Genomic DNA, 15,422 nt, shown 5'->3' with positions numbered 1-15,422 from the left:
ACGGCACAGGCCACCCGGCAGCCTTTTTGAGGCTCGGGTGGTCTCGTCTATTTGCGGCCTGGTTCTGAAAACGGTCAATGACATCGCGCGAAAGACGGCCGAAGTAGAAAATATGAGTATTTGATACAAGTTTAATTGCTCCCGATGGGTGTCTCTGATAGAAATGGCTCTTGTCACCAGCCCGATCCGAGGGTTCCTGTGTTGCCGTTGCAGACCGCCAGAAGCCCTTGTATCGAAAAGGTTTTCGAGGATACGCAACCAGCACCAGCATTGAGTATCAGGAGATTGAAATGACCGGAGGCTTCGACCGCCTGTTGACGGCAAGTGAGTTCGAGCGATTCGACGAAGTGCTCAAATCCCAAGTGGACGTCGATCATGCTGTCGGAGAACCCGCCCGGGTTCCGGAAATGGCGGGATCGTCCGAACCGCTCAACGTCACACAGCACCAGGAGCGGATCTGGCTGGCGCAGAAACAGGATGCAGCCCTGACCTTGCGCCATGCCCTGGCCTACAAGCTGGGCGGCATACCCGATATCGCGCGCTTGACCCGGGCTGTGGACACACTTGTGGGCGCGCTCCCGGAGCTCACCATGCGCTACCGGTTCAGCGACGATGGCGAGTTGCTCAAATATCCGGCCGAGGAGAGTGGCGAGACCCTGGAAATCGTCAATGTCGATTGCCGCCAGGAGGCCGTTTCCCTGATCCTGGCGCGTCAGCAGGCTTCCTGGGTCAGCGAATCCGAACCGCCCTTCAAGGTTCTGGTGATTTTCTGCCTGGACGAAGTGATCCTGACCCTTCTCATCCACCGCATCGTCGAGGAGATGTGCTCGCCCGAGGATATCTTGAGAAACCTGGCGCGTGCCTATGGCCGCAAACCGCTCGCCGCGCCGTCGCTGAACGATGCGGTTGAGCTCGAGTTTGACACTCATGGCATTGCTCCCCTCGCCTGGCTGCGCCGGGAGGATGTGTCGCCGGAAACCGCGGTTGTCGATTTCAGCGTGCCGTTCTCCGAGCCTGCCTCGAACGACCGGCTTGCGCGCCGATACGGCGCCGTGATCGAGACCGGGCTTTCCAGACAACCGCAGGACCCGGTCCCGGACGTTTATTCGCAGCTGGCATCGATCGGAGTCCGCTTCGCCCAATTCCTTTGCAGGCTCGGCGGACATGAGCGGATCGAAGCCGTGTTTCCGGCAAGACCGGAGGATCGGCTGGGCGACCATTCAGTGGCGTTCGCCTACAAGGACACCGTGAAGGTCGTCATTTCGCACGACATGGATTTGCAGGATGCCGAGGCCCGGATCCTTGCCCGGATGAAGGCCTTTGCGGACACGGGAACTCCGGCGAACGATGCCAATTCGGCGGTTGATCTGCCGAAGGTTTCCGTCAGGTGGCTGACCGATCCTCAGCAATTCTTCGATGTGCCGACCGTGACCCTGGACCGGGTTCCGTTGCCGACGCCGGAGCTGCGCTCCGATTTCGAACTTGGCGTCGGTCTCGACGCGGAAGGAAGGACGGTTCTGGAACTGGTCACCGGCCAGAAGGTAAGCCGGCATGCCGGCAGCCTGGTGCTGGACCTGTTTACCGGTGCCCTGCAAAACGGCATTTCTCAGGAAGATACCGGCGATTTCCCGTCAAATACATTGCCGTCATTCTCCGGGAAAGCCTTTTCCGAAGAGCCGGCCACGACGCCTGGAGACGGGCGCCGGTCCGATATCGCAGCCGTCCAATCCGCGATCCTGCTTGAGTTTCGCGAGGCGCTGGCCACGCCGGACCTGAAACCGGATGACGACTTTTTCGACTTTGGCGGCCATTCTCTGGTCGCGACCCGGATCATCGGCCGCCTCTTGCACAATCATGGTATCGAGGTCCGCTTCAACGATCTTTTCGGCAACCCGACGGCCTCGGCGCTCGCACATCATGCCAGAATTGTCGAAGGCGCAAAAAAGGCGGACGTCAACGGGTCGGACGAGATCGATACGGGCCATACCGATGCTGCCGTGGCCCCTCTCGCATTGGCGCAGATGTCGCTCTGGAAGATCTACTCGGCCCTCGGCTACAACGAGATCTTCAATCTGCCGTTCGCCCTGGACTTTCTCGACACCGTCGATGAAACGGTCTTCGGCGAGGCGTTTCTGGACCTCATGAAACGGCATTCCGGCCTCAGAACCCTGTTCTTCAAAGACGAGGACGGGCAAGTCCTGCAAAGGGTCGTTCCTGTTGCGGAGCTTGGCAACTACAAGTGGTTCTGGACAAGCGAAGAGAGCGCGGATACCGACCGAAGCGCCGAGGCCGGCTACTGCTTCGACCTGTCGAAGGAACTGCCGGTCAGGCTGAGGTTCCTGAGAGATCCAGAGACCGGCCGGCAGATGCTTTCGTTCCTGTTCCAGCACCTTGCGCTCGACGAATGGTCGGTCAACCTGTTGATGGACGAACTTGTGGAGGCCTATCGGGCCAGGGCGGCCGGCTCCGCGCCGGTCTGGTCGGGGAAACCGGCACCCTTTCTTGACTTCGCGCGCAAGCAGGTTCTTGAGGGCGTCAACGGCGAGCACCTTGCCTACTGGACCGACATGCTCTGCGATGCACCGAGAGAACTCGTGCTGTTCTCTGAAGAGCCCGCGCCGGCGGAGCAGCCGGGAAGCGAAACCGTCGCCGGCGGCTGGGTCGAGATGCGGCTGGACAAGGAGATTTCCGAAGGTCTCTATGCGATTGCCAAGGAAAACAGCGCGTCCCTTTTCAATGTCGTCTACGCAGCGATTTCCGCTGCGTTGCAAAGGCTAGGAGGCCTGACGGACCTGGTGATAGGCACATCCGCTTCAGGCCGCACGGACCCGGACTATTTCGACACGATCGGATATTTCACCACCGTTGTTGCCCATCGTGTGCGGTTCGGCGGCGAACCGACGGTCGGAAAGCTGATCGGCAACATCAAGGACATGATCAACGGATCGATGCTCTATACCGACATTCCGATCGACCTGGTCGAAACGGCGCTCGGCATGACGTGCGAACGGGATCATCTTTTCGATGTGTTCATTCAGATCCACGCGCAGAACAAGCTGAACGGTAGTCTGCCGAAGCCTGACGGCGGCCGGACCGCGTTCCGCCAGGTCGATCCCGACAAGCACGACTCCCACCTGGGACTGCAATTCGAGGTGATGGAAGAGGTGATCGACGGCGACCGGTCCATTCGGGTGCTGATGAGTTACCAGTCAAGGCGCTACAGCCCGCAACAGGTGGATGCGATCCAGGCAACGGTCATGGACACGTTCAGCCGGTTCTCGCAGCCCGGCGTGTCCGCAAGACCGCTGAGTGAGTTGAAGCAGGCTTGAACCGGTCTTTCGGAGCGTCATGCGTTCAACTGAACGCATGACGCTCCGAAAGGAGAAAGCGGCTACATCGGGAAATGCTGAGCCTCTGTTTCAAGACGCGCGGCAGAGGACGTTTCCCCGAAAAGGGTGCCGACCGGGCGATCGAGCATGTCCGGCTGAAGAATGCGGGACAGGAACGACGGCAGCTCTTTTTCATGCCGGTCGAATTCCTTCGTTCCGGTCAGAGCGGGATCGGCGTCCAGGCAAAGGACCAGTTCCCTGCCATCGCCCTCCCCCCGGAAAGTCAGATTGAAACCGTCGGCAGGCCCGCTGCCGAGAATATGCCGCTGTGCCCGGCAGCCGTTGAATGTCGGCGAATTGAACGGCAGCACGTTGATCAGGGGCGAGAAGAAATACCGGCTTCCTTCCGCAAGGCCCTGATCCATCGAAATCTGCTCGATCCTGAAACGGCTGTGCCGCCTCTGCTGCCGCAGTTCCGCCGCGGACCGTTTCAGAAAGTCCGCCAGAGGTTCGGACCTTTTCACCTGCATCCGGAATGGCAGGATATTGACCAGAAGAGCCGGCATATGCGCCCCGATGCTGCCCCAGCGGCTCATGAAAGGAAGCCACAGGGTCAGCGAGTCCGAAGTCCGTTTGTGTGTTTCGGGCAGCGTTGCATACAGATAGAGCCCGGAGGCCAGCGTGAGCAGATCGGGCCAGCCGATGTCCACGGCGGCCGCGGTTGTCCGCAGTCCGCTGGAAAATTCGGACGGGAAAGAAAACCTGCCGTGAAGACCGGGACCGCCGTAGTCCTCATCTCCCCGTTCCAGCACTTCGATACCTTCCGCCTTGCTAAAATAATCCGTCCAGAATGCCCGGTCGGCTTGCCATTGACGGCTGTCCTGATACCGGTTTTCCTCGTCCAGAAAACTTGCAAGCGAGTGAAATGGGAGGCCGGCATCACCCGCCCCGCAACAATGATTGTAGAGCTGGGAGCAGCGCCGCTCGATCAGGGCAAGGCCGTAGCCGTCGACAATGATATGATGCGCGCGGATATACCAGAGATAGCGCGCGTCGCCGACACGGTAGAGCGCATGGGCCGACAGCTTGTCGTGCCTGAGATCCAGTTTTGCCGTCAGATCCTGTTCCATCAGCTCTCTGGCGGAGGCCAGCGGATCTTCCTTGCCTCTCAAGTCGGTGACCTTCAACTCCGGGACGAGGTCCGGATCGCAGATTTGCATGGGAGTTTCACCCTTTTCCTCCGCCTCGAACCTCGCGGACAGGATTTCGGCTTCCCCGATGGTTTGATCTATCGCGCGTTTCAGGGCGATTTCGTTCACGTCCCCTTCGATTTCAATAAAGTGCGCGACTGTTGAAACGGGCTGGTCCGGGTGGAAGGTGAATTCCTCCCAAAAATCGAGCTGTGGCAAAGTCAGCGGCATCCAGTCGCCGGTGGGATTGATGTCCGGCATGAACAGTCCTCCTTAATGTCAGTGCGGATACGGACAGCGCCTGTCCGTCTTTTTTCAATAGTCAGCGTCTCGTCGCGGTTCTGCTCATGCGCACTGCGCCGCCACAAGCTGATGCACCTGATCGGCGTTGCGGCATTGCAGAAGCTGCTTGGGGAGAAGCGCGACACCGAATTCCGCGTTGATCCGGGCCGAAATCGGTTTGAGATGAGACGGCAAAAGGCCTATCGACAGGAAGTCGGTGGAGCCGTCCACGGGGCGGCTTTGCCCGTTGCCGACCACACCCAGATAGATATCGAGGACACGCCGGCTTTCCGGTTCCTGCCGCGGCCGTGGCGGCCGCTTCGCTGCCGATGTCTCGGCAAGGATACGCCGTGCCTGCCTGCGGTCCGGCTTGCCGTTGGCCGAAAGCGGAATGCTGTCCACCCTCAGGAACCGGGAGGGAATGTGCGATTCCTGCAGATGCCGCCTTGCGAAACTTCGCAGGTCCGCATCCGTGATCCGGCTGCCGGCGACCAGTTCGTAGAGTGCCCCCAGTTCGGTCTCGCCGCTCCTTTCGTCGCCCAGATCCGTCAGCAGGACGCGCGAGACCTCGGGATGTTTCACAAGTTCGTTTTCGACGTCGGGAATCGAAATCCTGACGCCGCGCACCTTGATGTAACCCTGAACGCGGCTGTCGAACAAAATGATGCCGTCGTGGCGGTATTTGCCCCTGTCTCCCGACCGGAAGGCGCGGACGCTGCAACCGTGTTCATCCTCGATCGTAACGAAGTCATGCTGGTGCAGCTCGCCGTCCTGCAGATATCCGAGAGCTGTGTTCACACCGCAGGAATGGATACGGCCGACGACCCCGGGCGGGCAGTGCTCGCCGTGTTCGTTGAGGATGAAGTAGCTGTTGGCAGGCAGTGGACGGCCATAGGGTATATTGCCGGTGTCCTGCGGACAGATCCGGTGCCAGATGCTCCAGATGGTGGTTTCAGTCGGTCCGCCGATCGAGCTCAGCCGTGCCCCGGGATTGGTTTGCCGCAATTCGGCAATCACCGCCGGTTTCAGGTAGTCACCGCCCTGATTTATCAACCGCAGGGACTTGAGCTCCTCCCCCTTGCGGCACGACAGCAGCATCTCGAAAATCGTCGGCACGGACGACCAGATCGTCACACCGTGTTCGGCAACAAGCTGGTTCCAGCGTACGGCATCCTTTTCCTCACCCTGCACCGGCTGGACCAGAGTGGCCCCGGCGGTCAGGCAGCCGAACACCTCGTAGATCGACATGTCGTGATAGAGCGGGCTGACAGAGATGAAAACATCGCTGGACGTGATCTCCCACTCCGCATTGGTGCTGCCGATGACATTGTCCGTGGACCTGTTGGACAGCACGACACATTTCGGCTTTCCGGTGGTGCCGGACGTATAAAGGTAATAGGCGGCGGCGTCGCTTGATGACAGATCTTCCAGGCGAGGCATCAGCGCGAAGGGATCTTTCGAGGCAACTGTGTTCAGCACGGTTTCGGCCGGAATCACCTCGTAGCCCGCCACGGGCGTGGAGCCGACGACAAGATCGGGTCTGCAGTTGTCGTACATGTATTTCAGGCGGTCCGCAGGCGCGCAGGCGTCGACGGGAACCCAGATAATGCCTCTCAGGGCGCAGGCCAGGGTCAGCATTGTCTGTTCCGGCGAGCGTGGCAGCGACAAGACGACGATATTGCCGTTTTCCAGCTTCCGCTCTTCCAGGAATGTCAGTGCCTTGTGAACGCCGGCTCCCAAGTCCGCGTAGGAAACACGGCGGTCGCCGTTGATGAGGGCATCGTTTTCGGGTGGCGCGTTGAACATGTGGTCGGCAATACGGTTCAAATAGCCGCAGCTGGAATAGCCTTCCTCCGGTGAATTGAACCGGTAGTGGCTGAAATCCAGAATGTCGCGGGCGCTAAACGCAAGCGTTTCTGTTTCGCAGATTACCCGCACCGCCTTGTCGATGGCCGCCAGAATATCCCGGACCACGGCCGCGTCGACCGCTTCCACGGCATAGTCGATATCGACCGCAAGGTCGCCGTCCGAAGTGGTCGTCAGGCGAATGTCCATCGCGACCTGAGGCGTCTGCGTCAGGCAATCCCGCAGACGGATGGGGTGATCCGGGGGGAGTGTCGGCCAGGAGAGGCCGTTGGTAAGAACGACCGGCAGGGCGACGCCGCCTTCGGTGCCGCCGATGTCCATGAGAAACCGGTTGATGTCGACACCGGAAAACGACAAGTGGTCCAGCGCTTCCAGAACATCTGTCTGGAGTGTCCTCGCGCGCTCCGCGAGGTCAGTGCCCTGCCGCGTTTCCCAGGCAACGGCGAAGAAAGTAGACCGGTTCGCATAGCCGCCGCCCGTGCGCGGCGCGGCGGGAATGCCCACATGCAGGGGTCCTTCGCTCAACCAGTGCGACAGGACTTCAAGGATCGCGGCCGACAGAACCGTGTTTTGAAACAGGCCGTTCTTCGCACCCAGGCGGGAAAATATCCGGAGCCGCTCCTTGTCGACGGTCAGGCCGGCCCTTTCGTAGCGGGAGGTTTTGATGTCTTCCAGAGGCTTCTTCCACGGCAGCCGCGGGGCCCCTTCATAAGACTTCAGTTTGGATTTCCAGTATTCCGCGTCCCGGCGCACCATGTCGCGATCGGGCGCAGCCGGGGATGCGGCCGGGGGCGCGACTTCGGGCCGCTTGTCCTCGAACAATTCGGCCAGCAGGGCCGCAATGGAAAATCCGTCCAGGATCAGGGCATCGAACCGGAAGAAGACGGCACAGGTATCGTCGGTCTTTTCCGCCGGTTCAGGCAGCTTGAAGGCGACGACCTGCCAGGGAGGAGCGGTCAGGTCGAACAGCCGATGCGAGAATTCCTGCCTCAATTCGTCGATCTTGCGGTCCGCTTCCTCCGGTGCCAACCCGGACAGGTCGATGGAAAGGAAATCCACCGAGGGCTTTTCCAGAATGTGCCTGGAATAGGTCTTCCGGTCGATGACCGTGCGGAGGCTCTCGTGTCTTTCCGCCAGCAGAACGAGCTGCCGCTCCAGGAGATCGAGATCAAAACGGCCGCGATATTCGCGGAACTCCTGCATTGCCACGCCGCCAAGCGGCACATATTCGCTCCGGCCCAGCAGATAGGCACGCTGCAATGACGTCAGTTCGGTTTCCATGGTGTCTCCAGCGGGGATTATTCGGCGGGTTGGGCTTCAAGCGAAGCCCGGTCTCTTGCGTCGATTGCTTTCAGGTAGGCCAGACCAACCTTCTCCGAGGCCCCGGCGGACCGGACCCTGATGACGCTGGCGAGACTGGCGGCGGTGCTCGCCGGTCCGATGTCTTCCAGTGTGAGATTCGTGCCGGGAATGTAGCGATTGAGGAAGGCCACAAAACCCGTCAGGTCTCCATCGGAGAGCCCGAGCTTGCGGATTTCGCCTGGACCATGTGCGCCGGCCGCGGGTACCAGCCGGGTCAGCAGTTCCCGCAGCATGTATTCGGTATGCCTGCTGGCGTTACCGGCGGCGTGGGCGGTGGCCTCACGGGGAAATGCCGGCTCTTCCAGTGCCGCCGGGTCTTTCGCAATCTTTCTGGCAAGCGCCACGTAGGTGTCGAAGGCGGAGTTGATCCAGGTTTCGGGCAACGCGTCATAGCGGATGTCCCAGTTGATAAGGATACCGCCGCTCATGGCAGCCACCTGCGCATCGAGGGCGACCTGAGGGCCCTGGGAAACGGCCCAGCTCATCGGACCGAACACTCGGGCCACCCGTTCTGAAAACAGATCGCGCCCCGGCAGATCGAGACCGGAGGTGAAAACGATCGGGGCGGTCTGCAAGGAGCGCCTTGCCCGCGAGAGGTCACGCATCACGTTCACGCCGGGATAGGACGAATGCGCGAGGAGATCGAGCATCTGCTCAGCCAGACGTTTGCAAAGCGACCCGAGCGGCTCACCGGGAGACGGGTCGGCCGCCAGGATGAGAATGTTGGAAAAATCCCCCACGAGCCGCTCGACTTCGGCGGTAAAGGGCGCCCGCCAGAACATCGGCACGTTGAGACGGAACCTTTCGTCGCCGGTCGCTTCGCCAACAACCGCGGTAAACAGTCCCAGCATCAGGGCCGATGGCGTGATTCTCAGTCCACGCGCAGTGCGTGTCAGAGACCTGCGCTCTTCGGGCGAGAGCATCGCGGCCAGCCGGCCGCTTCGTACGGGCCGAGATATCGCCGCCGCCGGGAGATTCGGGGCGGGCGGCAGGCCCGCCAGACGCTCCTGCCACCAGCGTTTGTCCTCTGAATGCCGCCTTGCGAGGTCCGAGTCGGAATTTTTCCGGTCCAGCCAGTCGAAATACCCGGATTTGCCCTTTTCGATGCCGATCCGGGGGTCTTCGTAAAACCGTGCAAGGTCCTCCATCAGAAGACAGAAGCTGGGCGGGTCGATGGCCACCATGTCCGTGTCGACATGCAGACGGCAGGCTCCGCCAGGCAGGACGCTCAGCCCGAAAGCGGAGGTCTGTCCGGCTGCGAGATCGAGCGTGCGGCAGGTCCAGCGTTCCCGCTTGTCCGCCAGGTGCCTATCGAGAACACCGGCATCCAGCCCGGTCAGATCCTCGATTTCGAAGGAGAGGCTTTCTTCCGTTTTTCCAATATGTTGGCGCCCGTCTGGCGTGATGCGCATGCGCATCATGTCATGGGATTCATAAAGTTTCCGGACGGCCTTCTCCAGCCGATGCGGATCGAGCTTTCCGCAATCGAATTCCACATAAAGATGGGCCGCGACATTTCCGAGGAAACCGTTGGCTTGCCGGCCCGTCCAGTAGGCGGCCTGCATGGGTGTAAGGTTTTTCATTGCGACTTTTGGTGTTGACAAAACATGAGTCTTATACTCAAGTATTTACGAAAGTCAACCATTCATATAGGAGATGCTCCATGACAATCGGAGCGCGAGTGATGTGCCATGAGGACATGGACATCCTGCCTGATACCAAGGGAAAATTTCTGTTCACCTCAGGCGAAAATGAACTGCACGCCGAAGGTATCCGGGAGCGAATCGCGGTGCCGGTTCGAAACGGAGGAACAGCGGGAGATCTCTTTCACCGGACCGTTGAGGAAGCCCTGGACCGCGGCAGGAAGGCCGGACAGGAAAATCCGATTGTCATCGGCGCCATCCCCTTCGATCTCAGCGAAGTTTCCTGCCTCTACGTGCCGGAAGACCACGAATGGCGAACACGGATTGACGGAGATGCTTCGCCGGGTAATCACCTGGAAATGCCGGCACTTCTTGAACAGCGGAGCGTTCCCGACGAGTCCGGTTTCAAGCGGGCGGTCCAGCACGCAATCGTCAATTTCCAGCACAGCGACGTTCGCAAGGCGGTGCTCTCGGTAATGCGGGAACTGCAGTTTGCCGCGCCGGTCGATGTGGACTGGCTGATGCGCAGTCTGCGCGCCCAGAACAAGGACGGCTACCAGTTTCATGTGCCGCTGCCCGATGGCGGCGAGCTGATTGGCGTCAGTCCGGAACTGTTGCTTCGCAAGACGGGAAACCGGGTTGTCTCCAATCCGCTCGCCGGCTCCACGAAACGACTGACCGACCCCGTCGCGGACAAGGATGCCAGCGACCGGCTTCTTGTTTCGGAAAAGGACCAGTACGAGCACAGGCTCGTCGTCGAGGACATTCAGCGCATCCTTGAGCCTTTCTGTGCCGACCTCGATATGCCGGAGAAGCCATCGCTCCTGAGTACAGCTGCCCTCTGGCACCTCTCGACCCGGATTGGCGGACTGTTGAACGACCCGTCGATCACGGCTCTGGAGCTTGCCTGTCTTCTCCACCCGACACCCGCGGTCTGCGGCTACCCGACAGAACGGGCACAACGCCTTATCCGCTTCGTCGAACCCTTCGAGCGGGGGCTGTTCACCGGAATGGTCGGCTGGTGCGACGCGGAAGGCAACGGCGAATGGGCGATCACCATCCGGTGCGGCATCGTCGAGCACGACAAGGTCCGCCTGTTCGCGGGTGCCGGCATCGTCGAGGCATCGCAACCGGACTGCGAATGGGCGGAAGTCCAGACCAAGCTGGGCACGATGCTCAACGCCTGCGGCATTGCCGCATAACCGTCCGAACCTTTCAAAAAATCAGGTTACTCCAATGAACGTAGATTTTCAGCGCTGGCCTGTCGATCTGGCCCAGCGGTACCGCAAACACGGCTACTGGATCGACCGGCCGCTCACCCGGATTCTGGAGCAACAGCAACAGCTCCAGCCGTCGGCGCCAGCGGTGATCTGCGGTGAGCGGACCTTCTCCTACGAGCGGCTTAACCAGCTTTCCACCAACCTGGCCGCGAGGCTGGCCTCCCGGGGCCTGGGACCCGGGGACACCGCGCTGGTGCAATTGCCGAACGTCGCCGAGTTCTACATCGTCTTCTTCGCTCTGCTCAAGGCCGGCGTGGCGCCGGTGAATGCGCTTTACAGCCATCGCCGGCACGAGATGACGGCCTATGCGAAGCAGATCAGGCCGACGCTCCTGATTGCCAGCCGCCAGCACGAATTGTTTGCCAACGACGACTTCATCAAAGACCTGCGAGACATGCGGGACGGTCCGCTTGCGGTGCTTCTCCTGGAAGAGGAAGCGCCCGGGTCAAGCCTGTCGCTCTGGATTCAGACCAAACCGGACGATGCCGTTGCGGACTTTGGTCCCACGGACCCCGGTGAGGTCGCCTTCTTCCAGCTCTCCGGCGGCAGCACGGGAACGCCGAAGCTCATCCCCCGCACGCACAACGACTACGACTACAGCGTGCGCGCCAGCGCGGAAATCTGCGAGTTGACACCCGAGACGCGGTTTCTCTGCGCGCTTCCGGCAGCGCATAATTTCCCGCTCAGTTCCCCCGGTGCGCTCGGCGTCTTCCACGCGGGCGGCTGCATGGTTCTGGCACCGAACCCGGAGCCGCTTGCCTGCTTCGCGCTCATCCGCAAGCATGGTGTGACCATGGCGGGCCTGGTGCCGTCGGCCGTCAATCTCTGGCTTCAGGCGGCACCCGACCACCGCAGCGCGCTTGCCAGTCTGAAGCTCCTGCAGGTGGGTGGGGCGCATTTTCCCCAATCCCATGCCCGCATGGTTCCCGAAATCCTCGGCTGCAAGCTCCAGCAGGTATTCGGCATGGCCGAGGGACTGGTGAACTACACCCGCCTCGACGATCCGGACGAGCTTGTCTTCACGACACAGGGACGCCCGATCAGCCCCGACGACGAAATCAAGATCGTGGACGAGAACGGCCAGCCGGTCCCCGATGGCGAGACGGGCAGGCTCGCGACAAGAGGCCCCTACACGTTCCGCGGCTACTACCGGAGCCCGGACCACAATGCGGAGGTCTTCGACGACGAGGGTTTCTACTATTCCGGCGACCTGGTGTGCCGCTCGAACGGAGACTACCTGAGCGTGGTCGGGCGCGTGAAAGACCAGATCAACCGGGGCGGCGAGAAGATTGCCGCCGAAGAGGTTGAAAGTCTGCTGCTGCTTCACCCCGACGTGCGCGAAGTGGCGCTGGTCGCCATTCAGGACCCGATGCTCGGCGAAAAGAGCTGCGCGGTCATTGTCTCGGAAAACTCCTGCATCAAACCGCTCGCTCTGCGACGGCATCTGATGTCGCTCGGCGTCGCCGAATACAAGCTGCCCGACCGTTTCAGTTTTGCAGACGCCATTCCCCTCACCGCCTTCGGCAAACCCGACAAGAAAAAGCTGCGCGCGGACCTCGCACAGAAATTTGCTCCCGCCTTAACCCAGTAAAGGTGTCTCATGACCATTCCGACAATCTCAGACTATCCGATGCCGCGGGAGTTTCCCGCCAACAAGACCTCCTGGAAGCCGGATGCCGAACGGGCCGTTCTGCTTATTCACGACATGCAGGACTATTTCCTGCGCTTTTACGGCGAGGATGGCGATCTTCGCCAGAAGCTGATTTCAAATCTGCAGCGTGTCAGGTCCTGGGCGGATGAAAACAACGTTCCGGTATTCTATACCGCCCAGCCTCACGATCAGGCACCGGAAGACCGGGCGCTGCTCAACGACATGTGGGGACCCGGGCTGACCGTAGCCGATCCTGCGTTACAACAGGTGGTCAAGGGCCTCGAGCCCGGCGAAAACGACGTGGTTCTGACAAAATGGCGCTACAGCGCGTTTCAGAGATCCGACCTCAAGGAGCGCATGAAATCGCTCGGCCGGGACCAGCTCATTGTCGGCGGCATCTATGCGCATATCGGCTGCCTGATGACCGTCGCGGACGCCTTCATGAATGACATTCAGGCTTTCATGATTGCCGATGCGGTCGCGGATTTTTCAGAAGCCGAACATCGCATGGCCCTGAAATACGTCGCAACCCGCTGTGGCGCGGTCATCGACACGGCCGGCCTGACGGGCGAAGCCGCGGCGTCGGATCCGACCCGGGAGTGGTTGCAGGCCCGAGTTCTGGAACTGATCGAGGACGACGCGGAACTCGATCCGGAGGAAAACCTGATTTTCTACGGCCTCGATTCCATTCAGGTGATGAAGCTCGCCAGCGAACTGAAAGAGCGCGGTGTTGTCGTCGGTTTCGACGAACTGGCGAGGGTCCCGACCCTGAACGGCTGGTGGTCCCTGATCGAGAGCAAGTCACTTGCAGCCTGACGAACCGGGACAACCGGCCATGGGTATCCATCAATTCACGGGCAAGCGCGTGCTGGTGACGGGAGCGGCCAGCGGGATAGGCCGCCGCATCGCGGAACGCTTTTGCGATTGCGGTGCGAATGTAACCGGGCTGGACCGGCAGGCAGGCGAATCCGCCCTGCCGTTCCGTATCGTTGCGGTTGACCTGGCCGATTCAGGTCAGGTTGAAGACGTCTGCAACGCTCTCAAAGCCGAGCACGACGGGCTGGACATTCTGGTCAATGCGGCGGGTACTTTGAAAACCGGTGCGGCCGAGGACCTGACTCCGCAGGACTGGCAGACCTGCTTTGACGTCAACGCCAGCGGCCCGTTCTATCTGCTCCGGCAGTGGATACCGGTGTTCAAGGCGCAGCGAAGCGGCGCCATCGTGAACATCGCCTCGAACGCGGCGCATGTGCCCCGCACGGGCATGACCGCCTATTGCGCGTCGAAGGCGGCCATGGCGAGCCTCAGCCGCTGTATCGGGTTGGAACTCGCGCCTTACGGCGTTCGCTGCAACATCGTTTCTCCGGGATCGACGGACACGCCGATGCTCAGCGACATGGTGGGAGGAACCGCCGGATACCAACAACTGGTCTCGGGCCTGCCCGACCAGTTCAAGCTCGGAATTCCGCTCGGCAAGATCGCGAACATCGACGACATAGCCGAAACGGCACTTTTTCTCGCCTCGGACCTCGCAGGACACATCACGCTTCAGGACATCGTGGTCGACGGAGGGGCAACCCTTGGAGCCTAAGGTATGGACCCATTCCGCCGGTTTTTCATGTGCTGTGGACGGTTCGCGAAGACTTTGTCCTGACCCCGTCATGGGTGGAAAACCGGCTTTGCGACATTCAGACGGACCACGTCCGGAACCCGGATTATTCAACAGCTAAAAGGATTGCGTAAATGTCGGCACCCGCAGAAGTTTCGCCCGGTCAACCGGCGGCCGTCCCGCCCTTCAAGTTGATGGCGCAGATCGCCGCCTACAGGACGTCACAGTGCATCCGGGTCCTGGTCGAGCTCGGCATTCCGGCGCTCCTGGAACAAGGAGCACGCCCGGTGGCGGAGCTTGCCATAGCGACGGGCACTCAGCCGCAGCCGCTCGACAGGGTTCTCAATCACCTGGTCAATGAGGACGTTATCGGCCGCGACGATCAGGGCCGCTACACCGCCCTGCCCGTGACCGCGTACCTTGCACCTGAACATCCCCAGAGCCTGCGCAACTGGGTCGCCTGCGAACTGGACCCGCTTCTGTGGCGCTCCTGGGAAAGTCTGACCGACCAGCTCCGCTGCGGAACGACAGCCTTCGATCTGACCCACGGGTCCGCCTTCTTCGACTGGCACGCGCAGGACAGCGCCGCGCAGAAGCGGTTCGACGACCAGATGAACGGCGCTTCAAGGGGCATTGGGGCGGTCGTCGTTAGGGAACTGGATTTTGCCCCCGGCACAACGCTCATGGATGTCGGTGGCGGCAACGGATCGTTCCTTGCGCAGCTTCTGGAGAAAAATCCGGGAACCGAAGGCCTCCTGTTCGAATTGCCGCGCAGCATCGAGGCCTACGATCCGCAGTTTGAGCAAATGCGGCAACAGAACCGTGCCGACATCGCGAAGGGATCCTTTTTCGAAACCGTCCCGGGTGGTGCGGATATCTATCTGTTCAGCCGGGTCTTCCATGACTTCAACGACGACGCGGCCAGGATCATTCTCAACAACACGAAACGCGCCCTGGCGGGAAACGAACGGCTGTTCCTGATCGACATGATGGCCAATGACGCGAATGCCGGCGCCCGCGGCTCGTCACAGGACATTTTCATGCTGACACAGCTCGGCGGGCGGGAGCGGACCGCGGAGGAATTCTCGCACCTTCTTGCCGAAACAGGCTTTGAAACGCTATCAGTCACGCCGACGGCCAGTCCGGTAAGCATTCTGGAGTTCCGCGCGGCCGATTGATTTTGGCGTTCAGGCCTGTTTGGGGTCTGCTT

Annotated in this window: 9 protein-coding genes; 6 read left to right on the top strand and 3 right to left on the bottom strand. The window is 60.9% G+C overall.

Going from position 1 to position 15,422, the window contains the following annotated elements; translation table 11 throughout:
* Positions 1-290: 290 nt before the first annotated feature.
* Positions 291-3,329, top strand: coding sequence for a condensation domain-containing protein (locus CLV41_RS20165; protein ID WP_103224231.1), 3,039 nt, complete (start codon positions 291-293; stop codon positions 3,327-3,329).
* Positions 3,330-3,391: 62 nt separating this feature from the next.
* Here CLV41_RS20165 and CLV41_RS20160 read toward each other — a convergent pair whose 3' ends face one another.
* The 3 genes from CLV41_RS20160 to CLV41_RS20150 all read right to left on the bottom strand — a co-directional run bounded on the left by CLV41_RS20160 (position 3,392) and on the right by CLV41_RS20150 (position 9,612).
* On the bottom strand, positions 3,392-4,780 hold the full coding sequence (locus CLV41_RS20160; protein ID WP_103224230.1) for a condensation domain-containing protein: 1,389 nt from the start codon (positions 4,778-4,780) through the stop codon (positions 3,392-3,394).
* An 84-nt stretch (positions 4,781-4,864) separates the two neighbouring features.
* Positions 4,865-7,948, bottom strand: coding sequence for an AMP-binding protein (locus CLV41_RS20155; protein ID WP_103224229.1), 3,084 nt, complete (start codon positions 7,946-7,948; stop codon positions 4,865-4,867).
* A 17-nt stretch (positions 7,949-7,965) separates the two neighbouring features.
* Positions 7,966-9,612, bottom strand: coding sequence for a condensation domain-containing protein (locus CLV41_RS20150; RefSeq protein ID WP_103224228.1), 1,647 nt, complete (start codon positions 9,610-9,612; stop codon positions 7,966-7,968).
* Positions 9,613-9,692: 80 nt separating this feature from the next.
* Between CLV41_RS20150 and CLV41_RS20145 the strand changes: the two genes are divergently transcribed.
* From CLV41_RS20145 to CLV41_RS20125, 5 genes are all read left to right on the top strand, one after another.
* The gene (locus tag CLV41_RS20145; protein WP_103224227.1) at positions 9,693-10,874 is read left to right on the top strand and encodes an isochorismate synthase; all 1,182 of its coding nucleotides are present in this window, start codon (positions 9,693-9,695) and stop codon (positions 10,872-10,874) included.
* Between the two features lie 34 nt (positions 10,875-10,908).
* On the top strand, positions 10,909-12,543 hold the full coding sequence (locus CLV41_RS20140) for a (2,3-dihydroxybenzoyl)adenylate synthase (protein ID WP_103224226.1): 1,635 nt from the start codon (positions 10,909-10,911) through the stop codon (positions 12,541-12,543).
* 9 nt (positions 12,544-12,552) lie between these two features.
* Positions 12,553-13,419, top strand: coding sequence for an isochorismatase (locus CLV41_RS20135; protein WP_103224225.1), 867 nt, complete (start codon positions 12,553-12,555; stop codon positions 13,417-13,419).
* A gap of 19 nt (positions 13,420-13,438) precedes the next feature.
* Entirely contained in the window at positions 13,439-14,194 is a 756-nt protein-coding gene (dhbA, locus tag CLV41_RS20130; protein ID WP_103224224.1) for a 2,3-dihydro-2,3-dihydroxybenzoate dehydrogenase, read from the top strand.
* 152 nt (positions 14,195-14,346) lie between these two features.
* Positions 14,347-15,390, top strand: a complete 1,044-nt coding sequence (locus tag CLV41_RS20125) for a methyltransferase (RefSeq protein ID WP_103224223.1) — start codon at positions 14,347-14,349, stop codon at positions 15,388-15,390.
* Positions 15,391-15,422 lie beyond the last annotated feature (32 nt).

The organism is Roseibium marinum, assembly GCF_002906165.1.
GTDB lineage: Bacteria > Pseudomonadota > Alphaproteobacteria > Rhizobiales > Stappiaceae > Roseibium > Roseibium marinum.
This window is presented reverse-complemented; position numbering and strand designations above follow the sequence as displayed.

Bases quoted from the DNA above. Each gene is read 5' to 3' on its own strand.
- CLV41_RS20160 (WP_103224230.1), bottom strand. From the start codon at position 4,780: ATGCCGGACATCAATCCCACCGGCGACTGGATGCCGCTGACTTTGCCA.
- CLV41_RS20165 (WP_103224231.1), top strand. From the start codon at position 291: ATGACCGGAGGCTTCGACCGCCTGTTGACGGCAAGTGAGTTCGAGCGA.
- CLV41_RS20135 (WP_103224225.1), top strand. From the start codon at position 12,553: ATGACCATTCCGACAATCTCAGACTATCCGATGCCGCGGGAGTTTCCC.
- dhbA (WP_103224224.1), top strand. From the start codon at position 13,439: ATGGGTATCCATCAATTCACGGGCAAGCGCGTGCTGGTGACGGGAGCG.
- CLV41_RS20140 (WP_103224226.1), top strand. From the start codon at position 10,909: ATGAACGTAGATTTTCAGCGCTGGCCTGTCGATCTGGCCCAGCGGTAC.
- CLV41_RS20155 (WP_103224229.1), bottom strand. From the start codon at position 7,948: ATGGAAACCGAACTGACGTCATTGCAGCGTGCCTATCTGCTGGGCCGG.
- CLV41_RS20150 (WP_103224228.1), bottom strand. From the start codon at position 9,612: ATGAAAAACCTTACACCCATGCAGGCCGCCTACTGGACGGGCCGGCAA.
- CLV41_RS20125 (WP_103224223.1), top strand. From the start codon at position 14,347: ATGTCGGCACCCGCAGAAGTTTCGCCCGGTCAACCGGCGGCCGTCCCG.
- CLV41_RS20145 (WP_103224227.1), top strand. From the start codon at position 9,693: ATGACAATCGGAGCGCGAGTGATGTGCCATGAGGACATGGACATCCTG.